This is a genomic window from Maridesulfovibrio ferrireducens, assembly GCF_016342405.1.
GTDB lineage: Bacteria > Desulfobacterota > Desulfovibrionia > Desulfovibrionales > Desulfovibrionaceae > Maridesulfovibrio > Maridesulfovibrio ferrireducens_A.
Map to the genome: position 1 here is coordinate 82,639 of NZ_JAEINN010000004.1, position 18,904 is coordinate 101,542.

Consider the following 18,904-nt stretch of genomic DNA (forward strand, 5'->3'; position numbering starts at 1 on the left):
GCAAGTTAACGGATGGGTTGGTGTCACGTCTTGTAAAAAATTGCTGCTTATGAGTTTAGGCGCGTGCGCGTCAGAGTTGATCTTTAATAGGAAGAAGTGTGTAAAATGCGTCCATTATTCTGCGCCACAAATTTCTGGCCGGTTGAAGATAAACTTTCCTGTCGCTGTTTTTCCAGTATAATTTTCCTTTGCTATCAATTAAAACACGCCACGCATTTTCCGGCCGCATATCTCTCAGCGCAATTTGTGCTAACTGCTCACCTAAAACGGGGTCGTCGATAATAAGCCCGATTTCCGTATTGATTGCGATAGATCGTGGGTCCCAGTTCAGTGACCCTACATATGAAATTTTGCGGTCAATAATAATCAGCTTGGAATGCAGCCCCAGCCATTTGGCTTTTACTCTGGGGTCTTCAGACATAATGCGATCTTTGGCATCAGAACGTAATTCGTAAAGTTCTGCACCGGTTTTTAGAATAGGTATTCTTTTGAATTTGTAGGCGCTGTTGGTGATAATTTGATCATTTGAGCCTAGAGAGTTTGTTAAAATTTTAATCGATACACCTTTTTTTACCATTTCTTTAAAATCTTCGAGGGTTTGATCGTCTGGAATGAAATAGGCTGAGATGATTAGCAGTTCTTTTTGCGGAACTATCTCAAGTCCGTTCATCCTGTGTGTATGTCTTACCTGTGTTTTGTCGGCAACGCTTACCGGAGGATCATCGTAGACTACCCATGTCTTACCGGATGTAGATTTGTTTTGAAAATATTCTAAGTAGCTGTCCCAGCCTTGTTGCGGCGCTGAAAATTGAACCAGTAAGGTCTGCGATTTTGAAATTTGTTTGTTAAGGTCTTTTCTAAGCTCATCCAGCATCTTCGAAGTAATTTGTCCGTGTGCAAAAGCATCACCGGGATAGGCCAGCGCATCATTCCAGTATATATCAAATTGATGGGATATTTCTCTGACAATAGGGCCGATAGTAAGGATTTCCATATCGCGGAAATTGAACTTGGAATTTATACCGAAATATTCATCACTGATATTTCGTCCGCCTATAATGGAGGCATGATTATCTATTACCATGAGTTTATTGTGCATTCTTTGATTTAGACGATCCATTCTTGTGATAAATTCAAACCCTTTCCCTATGGTTGTTTCTCTTCCTCTCCACGGGTTGAATACGTGGACTTCAATGTTGGGATGAAAATCAAGTATGGGAATGTTTTTGTCATTAGATATGAGGAAGTCGTCAATTAATATCCGCACTCGTACTCCCCGGTCTGCAGCAGCTATTAATCTGTCCAGAAGAAGGTTGGCGGAAGCATCATTGTGTAAAATAAATGTTTGAAGATCTATCGATTCAGTCGCCAAATCAGTTAAGAGTAAACGCCACCTCAAAGCTTCATCATTACGATCCAAAGCTAAAGATGCAGGTTTACCCTGACCGTGTATAACCTGTAAGCGAGTTGCAAGGTCGGCTATCTTTCCTCTCTCGGCTGGAGGGGAGGCATTGTTTATAATTTTTTGAGGTGGTTGTTCAGGCAGGTATCGGGTCGCACATGCGCTTACGAAGAATAGGACACTTAACAGCAAAAGCGGAATTAGCTTCGTCATCCTCAGAGAGAGGATAATAAAAAATTTTATGTTATATGGAATAATCATAAATAGGTGGCTCGTTGCTCCGCTGGCGTTTTTTGTCTGTAAGTGGTTTTTCGAGTCCTTAATATTGTCAGGATAAATTGTCTGGTAGAAAGAGTAAACAGCCTTTTGAAAATAGTCTGATAAATTTAAAAAAAAACAGAAAGCCCCCTACATATAATGTAAGGGGCTTTCTGAAAATTGCGGTCGCTATTTGCTACTTAAGCATGTGTCACGTTATTTGATCCCGCTTTGAGTCCGAAAAATGCTAACAATATCAGAACGGTGACGAGAGCTAGGATGGGCAAATTCCATGACTCTGTGATGTCATACATAAAGCCCAGTAAAAACGGTCCGAGTGCCGCAAAAAAATAGCCAAAGGATTGTGACATCCCGGAAAGTTGGGTTGTCTTTTTAGCATTGGGGGTACGTAAGGAAATAAATGCAATCGCTAAACTGATACTTCCTCCCATGCCTATGCCCATTAAGATTACAGAGAGTAAAATGATCATTTTTGATTTGGTAAAAAAAAGTAGAAGGATACCGGAAAGGTAGATTCCAATTTTAATTGTCGTAAGCTTTCTCTGATCATCCCGTCTACCGGCCAGAACCGGAATAATCAAAGTGGCAGGAATGGCCATCAGCTGATAAATAAGACACATTAATCCTGCAAATTCAACTCCCATCCCTTTGGATGTAATCATGGAGGGCAGCCATGCCGCAAGAGAATAGAACACGAGAGATTGCGCGCCCATAAACAGCGTTACCCACCAAGCTAACGGGGATTTCCATATCGATTTTTCATTTATTCCAAAAAGTTCGGGGGTAGTGGTTTTGGGAGGTAGTTTAGCCGATTTGTTTTTTATTAAATAAAAAAACATGGTTGCAATCGTTATTACCGCCAAAATACTCCATATAAAGAGTGTATCTTTCCAGTCAAAATTAAATTGTAAAATGAGCGGGGCACTGAGTCCGGCTCCAAGCGCCGCAGAAAGGCACATGGATGTAGCGTAAAGGCTTGTTACAGGTCCGATATGAGCGGAAAATTTTTGTTTTATAAAACTTGGTATAAGCACATTGCCCACGGCAATCCCAATGCCTAAAATGCCCGTACCTATAAATAAGCCGTACAAACCGGTGTAGGAGCGAATTGCTTCTCCTATAAGAATTAAAACAAGACCTGAAATAAGCGTGCGCATAGATCCGAATTTTGCGCTTATTTTAGAAACAAATAGAGAAATTACACCAAAGACTATCAATGGCAATGTTGTCAGTAATCCAGCCATACTGTTGTTTAATAGAAATTCATTTTGTATAAAATGAATGATTGGTCCGACAGAGGTAAGCGGGGCGCGCAAGTTAAATGATACAAGAATAATTATGATAACTAATAATAACTGGGAACTCTTCTTTATTTTAATACTCAAAATTCCATGCCTTCTCTTCTAATTCTTTAGAATTGTAACAATAATGCTTTCTGCTCTTTCCGCATCTTTTTGATATATCGCTTCATATAAATCTATATGTAATTGATTCAGCATTCCCTCTATGGTTTCTTTTCCATTCATTCTTTCTTCCACCGACTTGTATATAAACGTAGAAAAAGAATTGTAGATGTCGTAAAAAATAGAATTGTGTGAGGCTTTGGCAATCGCTAAATGAAATTCCATATCCCATTTACAATTCTCACTCACAGAGTCTTTTGTTAAATTTCTGTTTTCCAATGCGATACTAATCAGTTCCAAGTCTTTTTCGGTTCTTCTTACAGCTGCAAATTTGACAATTTCTTTTTCCAAGGACAAACGAACTTCATTCACCTCATCCATGGATTCATACAAACGATTGACCATATTAGCTTCAAATCTTCCAGAAGACATGACGTAGGTGCCATCTCCCTGACGAGATTCGAGGACTCCAGCCTGTATTAAAGATTGAATTGCCTCACGAACTGTATTTCTGCTTACACCAAAAATTTTTACAAGTTCCGGTTCAGACGGCAATTTATCACCAACATTCAGGGAACCATTTTTAATCGACATTTCGATTTCACTCGAAATTTGTTTAGGCAGCGACAATTTAATGAGCTTTTTTTTGTCCATGATTGTAACCTTCTCTTATAGGATCATCCACTCATCGGACAAGTTAGTTTTTTGTGAATAAAAGTCAAGCTTTAACAGAAAGCCCTTTACATAAGATGTAAGGGCCTTTCTGAAAAGGGCGATTGATTAGACAAAAGAATTAGTGACAAAAGGTGAGGTCATACACGATAGCAATGCGGCATAATCAAGGTTGAATCTTACTTGATCACCAACGCGCAATGGGGATCGTGTCGCATCTAATATCAGATGATCACTGCTGGAGCCGATTATATCAACATCACTTAATGGGGTTAGTCCCGGCACATGAACGTCCTGTTTGCCAATAGCAAGAATAGTTCTGAGCATGTCGCCTTTATCTACAAAGGCCGTCGTGTTGCCGAAAGCATCTTGTCCCACTTCACCCTCTGGGAGAGATGGTTTGGTTTTGGATTCTATTACTCCGGCAACCAAGGTTATTGCGTTAAGATGCAATCCTTCAATATGGTTTCTCGAAAGAGTTTCTCTTCCTATGAAAATAGACTCACCCAGCCTGACATTATTTATCCGGCCTGGGTTGTCATTTGCAAATAACCATTCGAAATTTGCAGAATTACCACCTGAAATAATCTGAAACTTTATATGATATTTTTTTTCATATGTTTCAGCCAAAAGTGATAATTGATCCATATTCGTTTTAGATGGCTTAACTCCGCTGAAACAGGCTAGATTTGTGCCTAAACCAATAAGGTTTACACCTTTCAATTGAATTGTTTTTTCAATTGTTTCATCCAGATCTTTCTTAAGAATGCCTTCTCGCAGATCTCCCATTTCAACCATCAGAACGACATCGTGAATTTTGTTCTGTTTAATAGCAGAATCAGAAAGTTCCGCGATTATGGATAATTCTGTATTTAAGCTTGCATTCGCATATTTCACGACATCATCAATTTCTGTCATTGACGGAGTTCTGATTAAAGTGAATGCGGCTTTAACGCCTGCCTGCCGCATGCGCTTGATATTGGCAATTCTTGATTCTCCAATTGAAACTATGCCGGCTGAAACCAAACAATTTGCAATCTTTGGTTCTCCGAGCGCAACTTTGGTAATGCCGGTAATCTTGATGTTTCTGGCCCCGAACATTTCAACTAATTTTTGCGTGTTGCTAAATATTTTTGCTAAGTCAATTTCAAGATAGGGCGTATTCATTACGCGGTCTTATCATTAAGCTGAGGGAAAACTTCGAGTATTTTTTTAATTAATGGAGCGCAGTCAAATTTGAGTACATCTGTCGTTGGGATTTCAAATTTATTTTCGTAATCTTTAATTGTCTGGCTGAGCTCTGAATCAGACATGTTTTCGTGATTAATGGTGATGCCTATAACGGGAGCCTTAGAGAAGACTTCAATAAGTTCAATTTCTTCTTTTAAATCAGGCATGTTTATATCAGGATAGTCGCCCAGTTTTTCTCTTTTCGGTGGATGCTGAACTATAATCGCGTCAGGTTGTCCGCCTCGGATAATAAAGCATGAACTCAAATAGGCAGGGTGGCTTAAAGATCCTTGTCCTTCGAGAATCATGATGTCGGGATGTTTGGTTTCCCATGCGTCGAATATAGCTTTTTCCATTTCACCGGAGATGAATTGTTCTGTCAGTGCGTCAAGCGGTACACCGAATTCGGCTCCCTGAATTATGCCGGTTTGACCTGTTGCGATCATGACTGTGTTTAGTCCCAGAGCTTTCAGTGCTTTAGTTATGATTACTGAGGTCGTTCTTTTGCCGACAGCGCTGTCTGTTCCAAGTATCGCGATTCTAGGGCATTTGACCTTAAAAATATCGCCTTTGAAAACGTTTCGCTGGTTACTGTTTTGTTGCTTTCTAATGTCATGTAACTGAACATTGCATTCGGTAGCTTTTTGAATGAAAGCTTTATTGTCTGTTAAGAATTCATGCAGTCCGTTAATGATGTTAAGTTTTTGTTCCATCGCATAAAAAAGAACACTGCTGTCCTCTGAGGAAAAGGAACCGGAGAGAGGAGCCATCCCATAAATGAAATATTTTACTGAATCTTCTGTTCCTTCAAGGGCATCAAAAGTGTTTTTGAAAATTTTAATGCCGTTTGCTTTTCCGTCCAGCACTTCTCCGGCATCTAAGCCCGCTTTGGTACTATCGATAATTCCCACAATTTCATATTTGTCGGAATGTCTTGCTAAGCCGTTAGCCGTTTTTCCATCCATTTCTCCAAAAAAACCTTCACAGTAAACAATAGCGGATACTTTTCCTGTCATAATATGCCCTTGGTAGATGTTTGTAATTCTTGTCTCCTCGCAAAAGCGGTGAACAAGGTTCAACAGCATCACCTAGCATATTTTTTAACCATATATGCTGAATTTGCTAAAAATATTTCTTTTAGGAATTGAGTGATGGGTGGAAGTCATATGGAGACAATGAACAAGTCTCTGTAATGTATGTTATAGATCTAATGGTTTGTTGATTATGATTTTTAAATAAATGGAAAAAAATAAAGGTGATGTTTGTAAAGAGTTGGACTTGGCAATAAACTTAGGATGTCATATGTGGGGTGAATATATAAATAGTAATGAGGACTTCAAATGCAAAAAAAAACTGTAGATGTAATAATTAATGTCTTCGGTAAACCTCATCAAACAGCGTTGTCTTTGCTGTCTCTTCTCGAGCAATCAGGTCAGCATGTTAACAAAATTTATTTTCAGGAAGAACCGTGTACATCTGAATTTGAAAAGAATGATCATACTAAAATTATTCAATTTTTGAATGATAAGATAATTTATTTTAAACCAAAGTACTGGAACGGCATTGAACCGACTGATATCGAAAAACTTTCGACCGATAGGGATTACCTTCTTTCAATGCGATATCAGCATGGCTGGGAAAATTCTAAATCAGAATATATATTAACTATTCATAATGATATTGATGTTAAGGCTGATGTTGCAGGCAATCTTCTTTCGGTAATTGGTGATAATGTAGGCGCTGGAGAAGTCGGTCAATGTTGGTGGTGTCCGGCATTTCAAAATGGTTTGTGCGATTCTTCAAGATATATGTCATTTAAACCGTCATATTCATATTTGATGAAAATATATAACAAAAATTTTGATCCTAAAAAGCGTAGAGCTTATTGTTTAGGGTTGTCGGATCAGTTTCACGAGAATGCATGGCCGTTGCCGGAATGCAGGCTTAACGAGTGGTGTGCATTGATAAATATCGACAAAGCAAGGAAAGAGACAATGCCTTTCGGGAAGGCCGCTCCTATAGGGGCACTTATTTCTTCCGGGGCTTTTATAGGCGAGAACAGAGATCAGCCTGTCTGTCTGGATACTGGCGTTCAATGGTTTCGGGATATGGTGCTGGCTGGATATTCATTTGCAAATTATGATGTAAATCAGGATATAGACCATGACCGTCGCGGCAATGCAGCATTGGGAGCACCTGAATTATATGTAAAAGCGGAAATTGTCGCGCTGCACAAAATTAAAGACAGATATCCTGAGTTTTATAATTTTTACATTTCCTAACGGTCCTTAGAAAGCGCGACTTGATGTATATTTCAAAACCCAGAAAGCCCCTTACATTTGCATGTAAGGGGCTTTCTGAAAAGTGGCGGAGTCGAAGGGACTCGAACCCTCGGCCTCCGGCGTGACAGGCCGGCGTTATAACCAACTTAACTACGACTCCGAATATATTAAGTGCGTTAAGTGACGCTTAATATTTTAATGGTAGGCGAAACAGGGCTCGAACCTGTGACCCTCGGCTTGTAAGGCCGATGCTCTTCCAGCTGAGCTATTCGCCCTCAAGAGAGCATCTTTTAAGTCTACAGTCGCGAGATGTCAATAAAAATTTTTAAAAACCTTAAAGTTTTTTAATCTTCCATGACCCAGAGCAGTGCTTTTTCTTTTTCATCAACACCAAAATGCTTAAGTTCGATAAACGGGAAAATTTTATCGCTGATTTCCATCAGTGTCTCATGCCAGCTTTTATCAGATACGACGGCCTTTTTAGTGAATTTTTTCATGTTGGGGAAGGCAAACTTGATGTCTTCAATCAGAGCTTTTATGGAGATTCCTCCGAATTCAACCAGTTCTACATAAATAGCCAATTTTTCTTCGTATTTTAATTTTTCATTAATCGCATCAATTACCAGCTTAATATCCTTTTCCTCAATTTTGCCGGAAACTCTTAAACCAACGGCTTTTGAAGAAGCTATTTCGATCAGTTCAATCATTGGAGGCTCCTTGGTTGGGCTTTATCTCTCAGATATTTATTATTATAGTATTTTAATATTAGATGTTGTGCGATTATTTATCAACAAAAAAACCTTAAACTTACGTCTTGAGGGTTTTGGTAAATAGTATTGTGATTATAGTGTTTTGTGATTTTTTCTAAATCCTGACTTTAATAATGCTGAGTAGATTGTTGGTGTATCCGTCGTCTTTTTTGTATTCACGGTATCCCGCTGAATGGGCACAGCCGACAGCAAAGAGCTTGTCGTTTTCTTCAAGAAGATATGATGTTAATTGTCCGCTGGATAGCTGGCGGAATTCTTGCGGCAGGGATATCGACTGACCGGGGTTGTGATCCGGATTTGTGGAGGAAATTATTTTTCCACTGGTTTCAACAAACATCCCTTCGGAACCATTTAGAATTTCCCCTTGGCTATTACGGGGCAGGGCATCGTTTAACATGGATAAAAATTCGGGTTCAGAGTCGAAGACAATTCCGATACCGCCAAGCACCAAGTTTGAGTCTTTAAGGGAGGTTATCGATGCATTATATATATATGAATGACGTGATATGGATTTTTTTGCGTAGAGTTCAGTCGAGTCGAAGCTAGAAACGCAGTATTTCTGAGAATCCTTGATTTTCAATGTGTCTGTTGCATATTGTCCGTTCAGTGTTTGCCCTTCGTGACGAAATTCCTCAGGATTGGAACATGCTAGAATTTTCCCGGTATGATCATATATAAATAAGTTTGTGTATACCGTGTAGAGGCTGTTAATGTAGTGTAAAATGTTGTGCATACTGTTGCGGTCAGAATCATTTGCTTGGGGCTGTTCAAGGATGCGCCTGAAGTCTGAGGTCAGTGCCCACCAGCGGCAGTCGTTGGCTCGTTCATATAGATTGCGGTCCATGATATCTATGGACAGTTGCGCCAGAAACTGAACTTCATAGAGTCTCGATGAGGTCGTAAGCTTAAGCAGTCCGTCTGTTGAGGATTGAAAAACGTGTTGAACCTGATCACCAATTTTTTTGATTTCGTTCAGTATGCTAGGTAGGGCTCGCCCTTCCATTTGCTCGGTAAGATTAGGTGCAATGCATTTTTTGGCTGCCATTATCTCACCATTTTGAACCACCAGTTCGAGGTCGGATAGAACATTTTTTGATGCTTCTTCAACGGTGATAAGCCTGCCTGAAAAAATAGCTTTATTACGAATTGTGACTGCATCAAGAGAGCAATCTGTACTGTCATTGTTAAAGGCCGATTCCATTCTCTGTAGAACGTGTCCGTACCAAGTCAGCCCGAGAAAACCTTGGTATCCATTTGTTTCAACAGTTTTTGCCATGTAGTCTTCATCGTTAACATTAACGATGTTGAACTCATCTTTTTTGGTCATGGTATAAGGGCGTCCAATTGGAGCTTTGACCATATCGCTTGATGCTATTGCTTTGCCGTTTTCATCAAGAATCATTAGGATAGTGTCATTTGATGAAAGCTTAAGGTTCTTAAAAATACCTTCCATTTCACCTTCGAAATCGAAAACAAGACATAGTATTCCCAGAGGATCTCCTGAGTCTGGAGAATTAATCGCTTGTGAGTAAATCAACACTTTGTCGCGTTCTGGAGTCAGGTCGCTTTTTCGATACGTTTCTAAGTATTCTTTTGCTTCATATGTTTCGGCTAGAAGCGGATCGCAAGAATGAGTCACGGGGTTGCTGTGATCAAGGTGTGCGCAGACCTTGCCGTCTGTATCTAAAATAATAATCTCGTTATAAACTGTGTACTTATTACGATATTCGAGAAGACGATCTTCAATGACGGCGACTGCATCAGGATTGTCTGCGTCATTTTTAAGAAACCGGACAAGGTCATCGTCAGTTGCAAGAAATCCTACATCTGCGGTGCGTTCAAACAGGTTGCGTTTAAGAATGTCGATTACAACCTGCGCCATGGATGACACTTCGAGGACTACCTTCTGGGTGTTTTCAATAACAAGCGTTTCCACAAGATTTTGTTTAAGAAGAGAAAAATTCTCCTGAGTACTGATAATGAAGTCAATAAGAGTTTGGGCAATACGACTACAGTTAATTTTACCGGTCAGGGTTGCCATTGTCCATTGTCTATCAAGTCTAGTGAGTAAGTTTAGACATTTTTCTACTGTGGGCATGGATCTGAGTAGTATCTTTTCATTGTTTTTAACTAATTTGTTGTCCATTTTGGTTCTCTTCTATATGTAATGCTGTGTAAAAATGTCGATCATGGTAGTCGTTTGTGAGTATTTACTGGTTGTGGCTTAAAATTTCTAAGAATGATTGGTCTATTATCTACTTGAATTATTATGTTTAAAAAAAATAAATTGTCAAAAAAATCAATTTATTGTATTTTTGTAGTTCTTTTTTTTGATTTTGTAATCAGGAGGCGTTCTTTTTGTCAAGAGTATGTTTAAATTTACAAAAATGTACTGCTTTGACTGCTGCTTCAATCTTTATTTGTTGCAATAGTGCTTTTTTGTTAAAAAGTTAGGTTTGCGTTGATGTTTATTCCTTTTTTTAAGTATAAAATTGTATTGTTATGGCTGTAAAATGATGTTGTCTTGAGCCTAGTGATTGCTACGAGCATTTATATTTATATACAGCTTGTATCTGTTATCTTTGTATAATTTATTGACACTGACTTTTGATCGGAGTTATTGCCAAATGTGACGGAGAAAAGTGTGTTTGTGAGAAGTTGGGGACTGAGCCGGGCGTGCTCATTTTTTTTAAAATGAATTATTGGTCGTTTTGCCAACTATGCAAGTTGTTGGGTAAGGTTTGACAATAAGTTTGTTAAAAAGGGGATTAAAATGAAAGGTTTTGATGATGTTTTAACGGAGATGGATTTTGATTTTCTAGGTTCCGGTCAGCATGTCATGAGTGTTGAAGGTGTTCGTAAAGCTTTGGGAAATGATCATTTTATTTTTTTGGATGTGCGTACTGATCTTGAGCAGGGTTATATGGTTTTTCCTTTCGCAATCAATATTCCATTGCATGAGCTTCCAAAAAGAATAAATGAGCTTCCTAAAGATAAATTTATTGTTCCTTTCTGTACTTCAATTTTCCGCAGTGCGGTCGCGTACACATATTTGCGCGCAAACGGGTTTGATGAGGTCAAGGGACTGGCTGCTCCTGTGGAAGATCTGGTCGGTATTTTTAAACCCGGTCCTCTGGCAAAGATGTAGTTTTTTATGGCGTGCCTATGTCGATGTGGCGGGATGGGCACTCTATATTTTTTAAGTATTTAGAATAGGCATACCATAATGTTTGATTTAACAATTGTAATTGCATTCATTTCTTTTGTGCTGAGTTTTCTCTTTGCCCTAGGGGGAGTAGGTTCCGCACTGGTTCTCATCCCTTCTCTGACATGGCTTGGTGTACCTTTTAATTTGGCCCGTACGACCGGACTTTTCGTGAACTGTTTGAGCATGCTGGGTGCCACATATTCCAACATTAAAGCCAAACGTCTGGATTTCAAGCTCGGACTGCCTATCATCATTTCATCCATAGTTCTGGCTCCGGTGGGGGCATGGGCAGGGCATTTTCTCAGCATTCGTATAATTTTTTTGTGTTTATCGGGTTCCTCATTTTTTCCGGTTGCATGATGCTTTTTTTCAAAAGATCTAAATATAAAGATCAGTATCGGGAAGACCGTCCTGTAATCGGGCCGTTATTAGTAGGTGTTGTTGCCGGATTCTTTTCGGGTCTGCTCGGTGTAGGGGGCGGGGGAGTCATTTCTCCGCTGATGATTTTGCAGGGTTTTAATCCTAAAAAAGTTGCGACAGTGACTGCTTTTGCTGTGCCTTTTTCATCTTTTTCCGCTTTCATGGCCTACGCTGCGATGGGATCTGTTTCAATTAAGATTTTGATTTTTGCCGGTGGTGCTGCATGGGCTGGTGGATATCTTGGAACTAAAGTTATGCATCATAGAATGCGGCCTGAATCTGTTAAGAAAATACTTGGTTGTGTGTTGATTTTGATTGCTTTGAAGTTGATTTGGTCACTTTAATACGTGAGATTAATATTCTTGTCGGAAGGATAGGTTTATTGATTCGGCGTTAGTTTAGTTGATTCGTATATATGTTTTTTATGGGTATGATTAGCCGGAACGGGGGTTCCGGCTTTTTTTGTGGGATTACGGGTTGAGATGCTTGGCTTGGGGGTTGGGAAGGTGTATGCGGGTGAGAAAGTAAATAATAATACGGTTGTTGTTTATGTTTAGGGGAAGATATTTTGTATTATGGCATCACTTATTGATTGATGCTGGCTGGTTTGAGAAAAATTAGAGGGTGTTATGGCTGTTTGTACTGATATGTCGTCCCTTGCAATTAAAAAAATCGTAATTGAAAATTTTAAAGCATATAAAAACAGATTTGAACTTGAACTTAATGAAGGTCTCAATGTGGTTGTCGGTGATAATGAAGCAGGAAAATCAACTATTTTAGAGGCAATAAACTTAGCTCTTACAGGTCAACTTAATGGTCATTATGTGAAGAATGAGTTGTCTCAATATTTGTTCAACATAGATGTTGTTGACGAATATTGTAAAAGCTTGAAGACTGCTTCTCGTTTGCCTCCACCTTTTCTTTTCATTGAGTTATATTTTTCTGATTATCAAGAATTTAGAGGATCAAACAACAGTGAAAAGACTGATAGTTGCGGGATCTCTTTTTCTATTGAGTTTGATGATAACTATGCAGCCGCATACGAACAACTTTGCAAGTCAGGTGAAGTAAAAACACTTCCTGTCGAGTATTATAAAGTCGTTTGGCGTTCTTTCGCACTTGGTAGTCTTATTTCAAGATTGATTCCGTTGAAGTCGTCATTCATTAATTCTTCTGCAACTAGATTTAGCAATGGTTCAGACATTTATCTTTCAAGGATTATTAAAGACTCTCTCGAAGATGGTCAGAAGGTTGAACTTGCCCAATGTTATAGACGTATGGTCGAAGTTTTTGCTGATGAGGAGGCTGTAAAAGCCATTAATAATAAAATTGCTAAGCAAGCAGAAATATCAACTAAGCCTGTGCAACTTTCTGTTGAGATCTCAAATATAAACGCATGGGAAAAGATTATTACGACCTATCTAGATCGAATTCCGTTTCAGCAAGTTGGTCGAGGAGAACAGTGCATAGTCAAGACTAATTTGGCTTTAACCCATAGGCGATCAGAAATTGCCAATTTGATTCTTCTTGAAGAACCTGAAAATCATCTCTCACATAGTAATCTTAATAAATTGCTTGGATACATAAAGGATAAATGTTCAGGTAAACAGATCATTCTTTCGACCCACAGCAGTTTGGTAGCTAACAAGTTAGGTCTTGAAGATTTGATTCTTATTAACAATCAAAAAACCACTTCCTTTAAAGACTTAACTAAATCTACCCGAACATTTTTTTCTAAATTACCGGGGTATGACACGTTGCGTTTGTTGCTCTCCGAAAAAGCAATACTTGTTGAAGGAGATTGTGATGAGCTTGTTGTCCAAAAGATTTATTATCAACAAAAAGGAAAACTTCCGATTGAAGACGGGATAGATGTAATTTCTGTAGGGCTGTCCTATAAGAGGTTTTTAGAAATAGCTAGGAAAGTAAATAAGAAGGTTGCCGCTATAAGAGACAATGATGGTAAAATAGATTCTATTAAAAAGAATGATAAAGACTATCTCCAAGAAAAAGACAATTTACAGGTCGTATTCTTTGATTTCAAGGAGTATCAGTATGAGGGGGAAATTAAAGATTACAACTATAACACCCTTGAACCTTGTTTGTTACGGGTGAATGATTTGGGAAAATTAAATTTAATTTTAGGAACTAAACACAAAACGGAGGATGACCTTCTAAGGTATATGCACGGTAATAAAACGGACTGCGCGTTAAAATTATTTGAAACCGGGATATCCTTTAATGCTCCTGATTATATCGAAAGAGCTTTGGAGTTTATCAATGCCTAAGAGTAAATGTATCATCGCCGCTGCCGGGTCAGGTAAAACTACTTATATAGTAAAAAAAGCCCTAGAAGCAAAAAGTAATGAACGGGTATTGATCACAACCTACACTCAAGAAAATGAGAAAGAAATACGCAACAAGATCATAAAGAAGAATCTATCTATTCCTCGTAATATTACTGTACAAACATGGTGGTCTTTTCTTTTTCAACATGGAGTCAGGCCCTATCAAAATTTAATTACAGACAAGCCTGTTAAAGGGTTAAAGCTTACTACCAATAGGTCTGGGTTTAGGTATAGAACTCAAGGGCGTCCTGTGTACTGGGGGCAAAATGATGTTGAACCTTTTTATTTTAATGGTGCTAGGCAGATATACTCCGATAAGATAGCGATATTTGTAATGAAATCTAACCAGCTAACAAAAGGGGCAGTTATAGATCGTATATCTAATCTTTATGCCCATATTTTTGTAGATGAAGTTCAGGATTTAGCTGGCTATGACTTAGACATAGTGCATGCTTTAATGAAAAAGATAAAAACTGTTTTGGTTGGTGATCCCCGGCAAGTGACGTATCATACCCATCACTCCGCTAAACATAAGCAATATAAGGATGGTTTGATTGATCAGTTTGTGAACGATAAATGTGATAAAGTATGTAATGTTGATACTGATACTTTGAGTAATTCATATCGGTGTCATGAAAAAATTTGCACTTACTCAAGTTCTTTGTTTCCAGACCTTCCGACGGTAGGTTCGTTCTCTGATCTGGTAACTTCTCATGATGGTGTTTTTTTTATTCCAACTGAGAAGTTAGATGACTACTTAGAACACTACGAACCTATGCAGTTAAGATATGACCGGAGGGCTTCTGTTAATGCTAATTATCCGGCATGTAATTTTGGGCAATCCAAAGGCTTAACTTTTTTAAGGGTCGTAATTTATCCGACCGACTCCATCAAAAAATATCTCGCAGGTGAGGAGGAGTTGGCGAGCAGTACTCTTTGTAAATTTTATGTTGCTTTGACTAGAGCTATACATAGTTCCATGATCGTTTGGGATGATCCGCCTGAGGTCGAAGGTATCGCTAAATATCCATTTTAGGAGTTTCAAAATGTCTTTGCTTTTGAAAAATGCGGTTGAATCAATCCAAATCGGTGTGGAAGATTTTGATTCAGATGATGAAAGAAGGTATTTGTCAGCTGTCCGAAATGTTTATGCAGGTTTGTTACTTCTATACAAGTACCATCTTTTTTGTTTGTCGCCTGATTATGATAAAGAGTTGCTGATCAAAAAGAATATTGCTCCTAAGATCGGTAGCGATGGCAATATCGATTTCATGGGAGATGGGAAAAGTACTGTTGATGTTTGCGGTATTAGAAAAAGATTTAAAAATCTTAATGTTGAAGTTGAATGGAAGATGTTTGAAAAGATTCAAAAGCTTAGAAATGATATTGAGCATTATTATGTTGGGGAAAGTCTTGATAAGGTAAAAGACTTATTTGCTCAAATTTTTATTTTAATAAAGAATTTTGTGTCAACCTATTTGAATAAAGAACCGGCGCAATTGCTTGGAAATGACTGCTGGGCGGTACTTCTCGAGAATAATGCTGTTTATGAGGAGACGAGAAAGGAATGTTTGGAATCAATCGAAAAGGTTGATTGTAAGTTTTGTTCTTTTGGTGAAGTTGCAAAACACTTCTCATGCCCTGAATGTGACAGTGAATTAATAAAAGTAAATGAAGAAGGTGACTATCATCAGGAACTTGGACTAATATGCATGAGTTGCTCGAATGAATTTGAAGTTTGGGATATAATCGAAGATGCAGTTCAAAGCTCTTCGTATGGTCACAATTATTATGCCTACAAAGACGGTGAAGAGCCTTCAATAGGAACATGCCCTGAGTGCAGTAAGGAAACATATATTTTTGATGATGATGTTTGCTTAGCATGCGGGGAAAGCCGGGCATACAAAGAGTGTAAGCTTTGTAGCTGCGAATTATCAGTCGATGAGCAATGGGCTGAAGGATACTGTGCTTATCATCATGAAATGTTAAGCAAAGATGATTGATGTTTTCTGGCTAGTTTTGTGTCCACCAACATTCCCACCCTTGTGTCCAATCCCCCAAAACAGAAAAAGGATATTAATCTTACGATTAATATCCTTTGTACTTTAGTGGCGGAGTCGAAGGGACTCGAACCCTCGGCCTCCGGCGTGACAGGCCGGCGTTATAACCAACTTAACTACGACTCCGCAGGGATATAATAAACGAGTTAAGCAACGCTTATTATTAATTTTTTGTGGTAGGCGAAACAGGGCTCGAACCTGTGACCCTCGGCTTGTAAGGCCGATGCTCTTCCAGCTGAGCTATTCGCCCACAAATTCAGTGTGTCAAAACTGAAGGCTGTGATTGAACTTCCTGCACTTGCGTGCGTTTCCGTATTGCTCACTGCCACGAGGAGGGATACTGCCGATGAGTAGCCGTTTTGTCAAACTGTTTTTTTGAATATATTTAAAATAATTGCTAACTTACTGTTTTAATTATGTTTTTATGTGTAGCTTCGGCTAATTTTTCCATGCTTTCAATCGGGTTTTTCGTCTGAAAAATGTTCCTGCCGATGCAGCACCCTTTGCAGCCGGATTCCAGACCGCGTAAAGTATTGCTTATTGCTCCTTCCGTTGTCTGTCCTAGCGGGCCTCCTGTTACCAGAACAGGGACGGGGCTTGCCTCTACTGCTTTGCGGAAGGCATCGCCATTGTTGGGGTATGGCACTGCTACGATGTCCGGACCAAGTTCTGCGCCGATGCGGATGCAGTGTGCTACAAGGCTTGAGTCGTGCTCGTTTACAATCTGGCTTCCTCTGGCGAAAACTGTTGCCAGCACTGGAATACCCAGTTGATGCGCTTCGTCGGTAATTTCGCCCAGGTCGGCAAGCATGCGGTCTTCAAGCTCATTGCCTATATTAACGTGTACAGAAACCGCGTCCGCGCCTAGTCTCAGCGCTTCGGGGATAGAGCAGACGATGCTCTTGTTGTATGATGGCGAGCCGTGTCTTGTGCCCGCATTCATCTGTATAATCAGGCTTACGTCAGCAGGGATAAGGGCGCTGAAATGTTTGGCCAGACCTTTATTAAGAATGACACCCTGTACTCTTGATGTGGGGAGAGCTTCCAAAATGGAAGGAATGGCGCCGAGCCCTTCAATCATTCCTTCGTTTGCACCGTGATCCAGAGCCAGAATGAGTGAATTTCCGCTTGTCTTATCAAATAGTCGTCTCATGCGACGTTGAGTTCCGTTCATTGAATCCTCTTATATTTAAAAAATCTATTTTTCTGTCCAGATAAAGCGGCTGCCTTTTTTACCTGTAAATCCTAGAAGCAGCTGCTTGAAGTATAAACCCACAGGGCCTTTGCCTTTTGCCGGAGCGGTCAGACTTTGCCCTGAAAATAATTTTGCGAGATCTTCAGCATTTTCGAGCACCAGAGCTGATTCTGCCGGAGTTTCAGGCAATAGGGTGCGTGCAAACGGATTCGGTCTGAATTTCTTACCCGAAATTTTACCGAGCGGATATCCCTGCCAGCGGAGATTCGGTGGAAGCATGTTCAGTGCGTGCCTGTTAAGGAACATTGCTTTGCCCTTAAAATCGTAAAGTTCGCCGTCCGGCAGAGCTGAAAAATCTATTGCTTCGGGGTAATCCTGTTTTTTGAGATTCAGCTTTTGTCCCGGCAGGGGGGCTGTTTCGGGATATTCCGGTTCGGCATTGCCGGGTTTTCGTAGTCCGCAGACATAAAATCCCTGACCGCCGCCTGATCCGTCTACCCGCAGCACTCCGTCCATGTTCGGCAAAAGCGGCTCTGCAATGGTGAACCCGGCTGGATGCGGAAGTTTGACCAGTTCAAAACCGAGTTCTTCAACTGCAAAGCGGGTCTGCTCTTCATTTTCCTGTACATTGGTGGTGCATGTTGAGTAAACAACGTTGCCACCGGGGGTGAGCAGGTCAAAAGCTTTTGCCAGCAGTTGGCGTTGTAAGGCTATGAGGGGTAAGGTTTTTTCGCCTGACCATAAGTCCATAGCTTTAGGGTTTTTGTTGATGGTTCCCCATCCGCTGCATGGCGGGTCCAGCAGAATATATTCCCAGCCATTCGATGGCAGAGGGATCTTTTGCGATTCGTAACTCACCGTTGCGGAGTTTATGGCCTGTACGCGTCGTAAGTTTTGACGCAAAAGAGCAAGCCTGTCCTTTGAAGGTTCACTGGCAAGAACAAATCCGTCACGCCCGACCAACCTTGCTAAAATTCCTGTTTTACTGCCGGGACTTGCGCACATGTCCAGCACTTTTGCCCCTTTCGGCGGATTAAGCATCAGAGGCGGCAGCATGGAGGAACGGTCTTGTATATAGATACGTCCGAACCTTGATGCAAGGGAGTCACCTAGAGGAAAAGGTTCTTTTTCAAGCCTTCGCGCCATTGAATAGAACGGTTCCGGGCTGAATTCAAAACCTTGCGAACGTAAAAGTTCTTCAACTGCGGGGATGTCTTTTTCGGAGCAGACAAGTCTGAATGTTCGAAGATTATTTGTCATAATATATATTTATAAAAATGAAGGTAAGCTTTCTAGGAGAAACAAACCTGACATGGTAGATTTTTTTTACAGGTTGCATATAAAATTTTGTGAAATTTATTGTAGCAATGTAGACAGTCTTTATTTACAGCTGTCAAAACCGGAGCAAGACAGATAAAACAGGGTTGAACATTTGACAAGTAGCCTTTTGGGTGGTTCATATGTTTGGCTTTGCGTCCCGGACCGTAAGCTGTTACAAGTTTTTTACTCGTTTTGCTGATATGGAAAGTATGATAGCTCGATTGTTTTCGGGTTTTCTTGAGAGAGTCGCAGTAATATCTTAGTCATTTAGAATATATAACGTACATTTCCGAAAGCCTTTTGCTTTTTGGGGAG

General features: G+C 39.9%; 14 protein-coding genes, 4 tRNA genes and 1 pseudogene. 6 read left to right on the forward strand and 13 right to left on the reverse strand.

The window, feature by feature from the left end:
• Positions 1-70: 70 nt before the first annotated feature.
• The 5 genes from JEY82_RS05880 to JEY82_RS05900 form a co-directional block, all read right to left on the reverse strand.
• Positions 71-1,615: a phospholipase D family protein gene (locus tag JEY82_RS05880; protein WP_304083710.1), complete on the reverse strand. Its 1,545-nt coding sequence runs from the start codon at positions 1,613-1,615 to the stop codon at positions 71-73.
• 245 nt (positions 1,616-1,860) lie between these two features.
• Positions 1,861-3,066: an MFS transporter gene (locus JEY82_RS05885; protein WP_304083712.1), complete on the reverse strand. Its 1,206-nt coding sequence runs from the start codon at positions 3,064-3,066 to the stop codon at positions 1,861-1,863.
• Positions 3,067-3,084: 18 nt separating this feature from the next.
• Positions 3,085-3,738, reverse strand: coding sequence for a FadR/GntR family transcriptional regulator (locus JEY82_RS05890; RefSeq protein ID WP_304083714.1), 654 nt, complete (start codon positions 3,736-3,738; stop codon positions 3,085-3,087).
• Positions 3,739-3,864: 126 nt separating this feature from the next.
• Positions 3,865-4,923, reverse strand: a complete 1,059-nt coding sequence (locus JEY82_RS05895; RefSeq protein WP_304083716.1) for an alanine/ornithine racemase family PLP-dependent enzyme — start codon at positions 4,921-4,923, stop codon at positions 3,865-3,867.
• Entirely contained in the window at positions 4,923-6,002 is a 1,080-nt protein-coding gene (locus JEY82_RS05900; protein WP_304083717.1) for a DUF1611 domain-containing protein, read from the reverse strand. The genes JEY82_RS05895 and JEY82_RS05900 overlap by 1 nt, the downstream gene beginning before the upstream one ends.
• 324 nt (positions 6,003-6,326) lie before the next feature.
• Between JEY82_RS05900 and JEY82_RS05905 the strand changes: the two genes are divergently transcribed.
• The gene (locus JEY82_RS05905; protein WP_304083719.1) at positions 6,327-7,268 is read left to right on the forward strand and encodes a hypothetical protein; all 942 of its coding nucleotides are present in this window, start codon (positions 6,327-6,329) and stop codon (positions 7,266-7,268) included.
• A gap of 83 nt (positions 7,269-7,351) precedes the next feature.
• Here JEY82_RS05905 and JEY82_RS05910 read toward each other — a convergent pair.
• From JEY82_RS05910 to JEY82_RS05925, 4 genes are all read right to left on the reverse strand, one after another.
• A tRNA-Asp gene (locus JEY82_RS05910) sits at positions 7,352-7,428 on the reverse strand.
• 39 nt (positions 7,429-7,467) lie between these two features.
• Positions 7,468-7,543 (reverse strand) — tRNA-Val (locus JEY82_RS05915).
• 69 nt (positions 7,544-7,612) lie between these two features.
• Positions 7,613-7,975: an STAS/SEC14 domain-containing protein gene (locus JEY82_RS05920; protein WP_304083720.1), complete on the reverse strand. Its 363-nt coding sequence runs from the start codon at positions 7,973-7,975 to the stop codon at positions 7,613-7,615.
• Positions 7,976-8,132: 157 nt separating this feature from the next.
• The gene (locus JEY82_RS05925) at positions 8,133-10,184 is read right to left on the reverse strand and encodes a cache domain-containing protein (protein ID WP_304083721.1); all 2,052 of its coding nucleotides are present in this window, start codon (positions 10,182-10,184) and stop codon (positions 8,133-8,135) included.
• A gap of 627 nt (positions 10,185-10,811) precedes the next feature.
• Here JEY82_RS05925 and JEY82_RS05930 point away from each other — a divergent pair.
• From JEY82_RS05930 to JEY82_RS05955, 5 genes and pseudogenes are all read left to right on the forward strand, one after another.
• Positions 10,812-11,186, forward strand: coding sequence for a rhodanese-like domain-containing protein (locus JEY82_RS05930; protein ID WP_304083723.1), 375 nt, complete (start codon positions 10,812-10,814; stop codon positions 11,184-11,186).
• Positions 11,187-11,264: 78 nt separating this feature from the next.
• A pseudogene (locus JEY82_RS19685) lies at positions 11,265-12,010 on the forward strand (sulfite exporter TauE/SafE family protein).
• A 285-nt stretch (positions 12,011-12,295) separates the two neighbouring features.
• Positions 12,296-13,954: an ATP-dependent endonuclease gene (locus tag JEY82_RS05945; RefSeq protein ID WP_304083731.1), complete on the forward strand. Its 1,659-nt coding sequence runs from the start codon at positions 12,296-12,298 to the stop codon at positions 13,952-13,954.
• A complete protein-coding gene (locus tag JEY82_RS05950) occupies positions 13,947-15,050 on the forward strand; it encodes a UvrD-helicase domain-containing protein (RefSeq protein ID WP_304083734.1) in 1,104 nt (367 codons plus the stop codon). The genes JEY82_RS05945 and JEY82_RS05950 overlap by 8 nt, the downstream gene beginning before the upstream one ends.
• Positions 15,051-15,060: 10 nt before the next feature.
• Positions 15,061-16,017 (forward strand): hypothetical protein, encoded by a 957-nt coding sequence (locus JEY82_RS05955; RefSeq protein WP_304083737.1) that lies wholly within the window; start codon positions 15,061-15,063, stop codon positions 16,015-16,017.
• 106 nt (positions 16,018-16,123) lie between these two features.
• Here the strand turns inward: JEY82_RS05955 and JEY82_RS05960 are convergent.
• The 4 genes from JEY82_RS05960 to JEY82_RS05975 all read right to left on the reverse strand — a co-directional run bounded on the left by JEY82_RS05960 (position 16,124) and on the right by JEY82_RS05975 (position 18,529).
• Positions 16,124-16,200: transfer RNA gene (locus tag JEY82_RS05960), tRNA-Asp, on the reverse strand.
• Between the two features lie 48 nt (positions 16,201-16,248).
• A tRNA-Val gene (locus tag JEY82_RS05965) sits at positions 16,249-16,324 on the reverse strand.
• Between the two features lie 147 nt (positions 16,325-16,471).
• The gene (locus tag JEY82_RS05970; protein WP_304083739.1) at positions 16,472-17,248 is read right to left on the reverse strand and encodes a class I fructose-bisphosphate aldolase; all 777 of its coding nucleotides are present in this window, start codon (positions 17,246-17,248) and stop codon (positions 16,472-16,474) included.
• Positions 17,249-17,272: 24 nt separating this feature from the next.
• Complete coding sequence (locus JEY82_RS05975; protein ID WP_304083741.1) at positions 17,273-18,529, reverse strand: RsmB/NOP family class I SAM-dependent RNA methyltransferase; 1,257 nt, start codon at positions 18,527-18,529, stop codon at positions 17,273-17,275.
• Positions 18,530-18,904 lie beyond the last annotated feature (375 nt).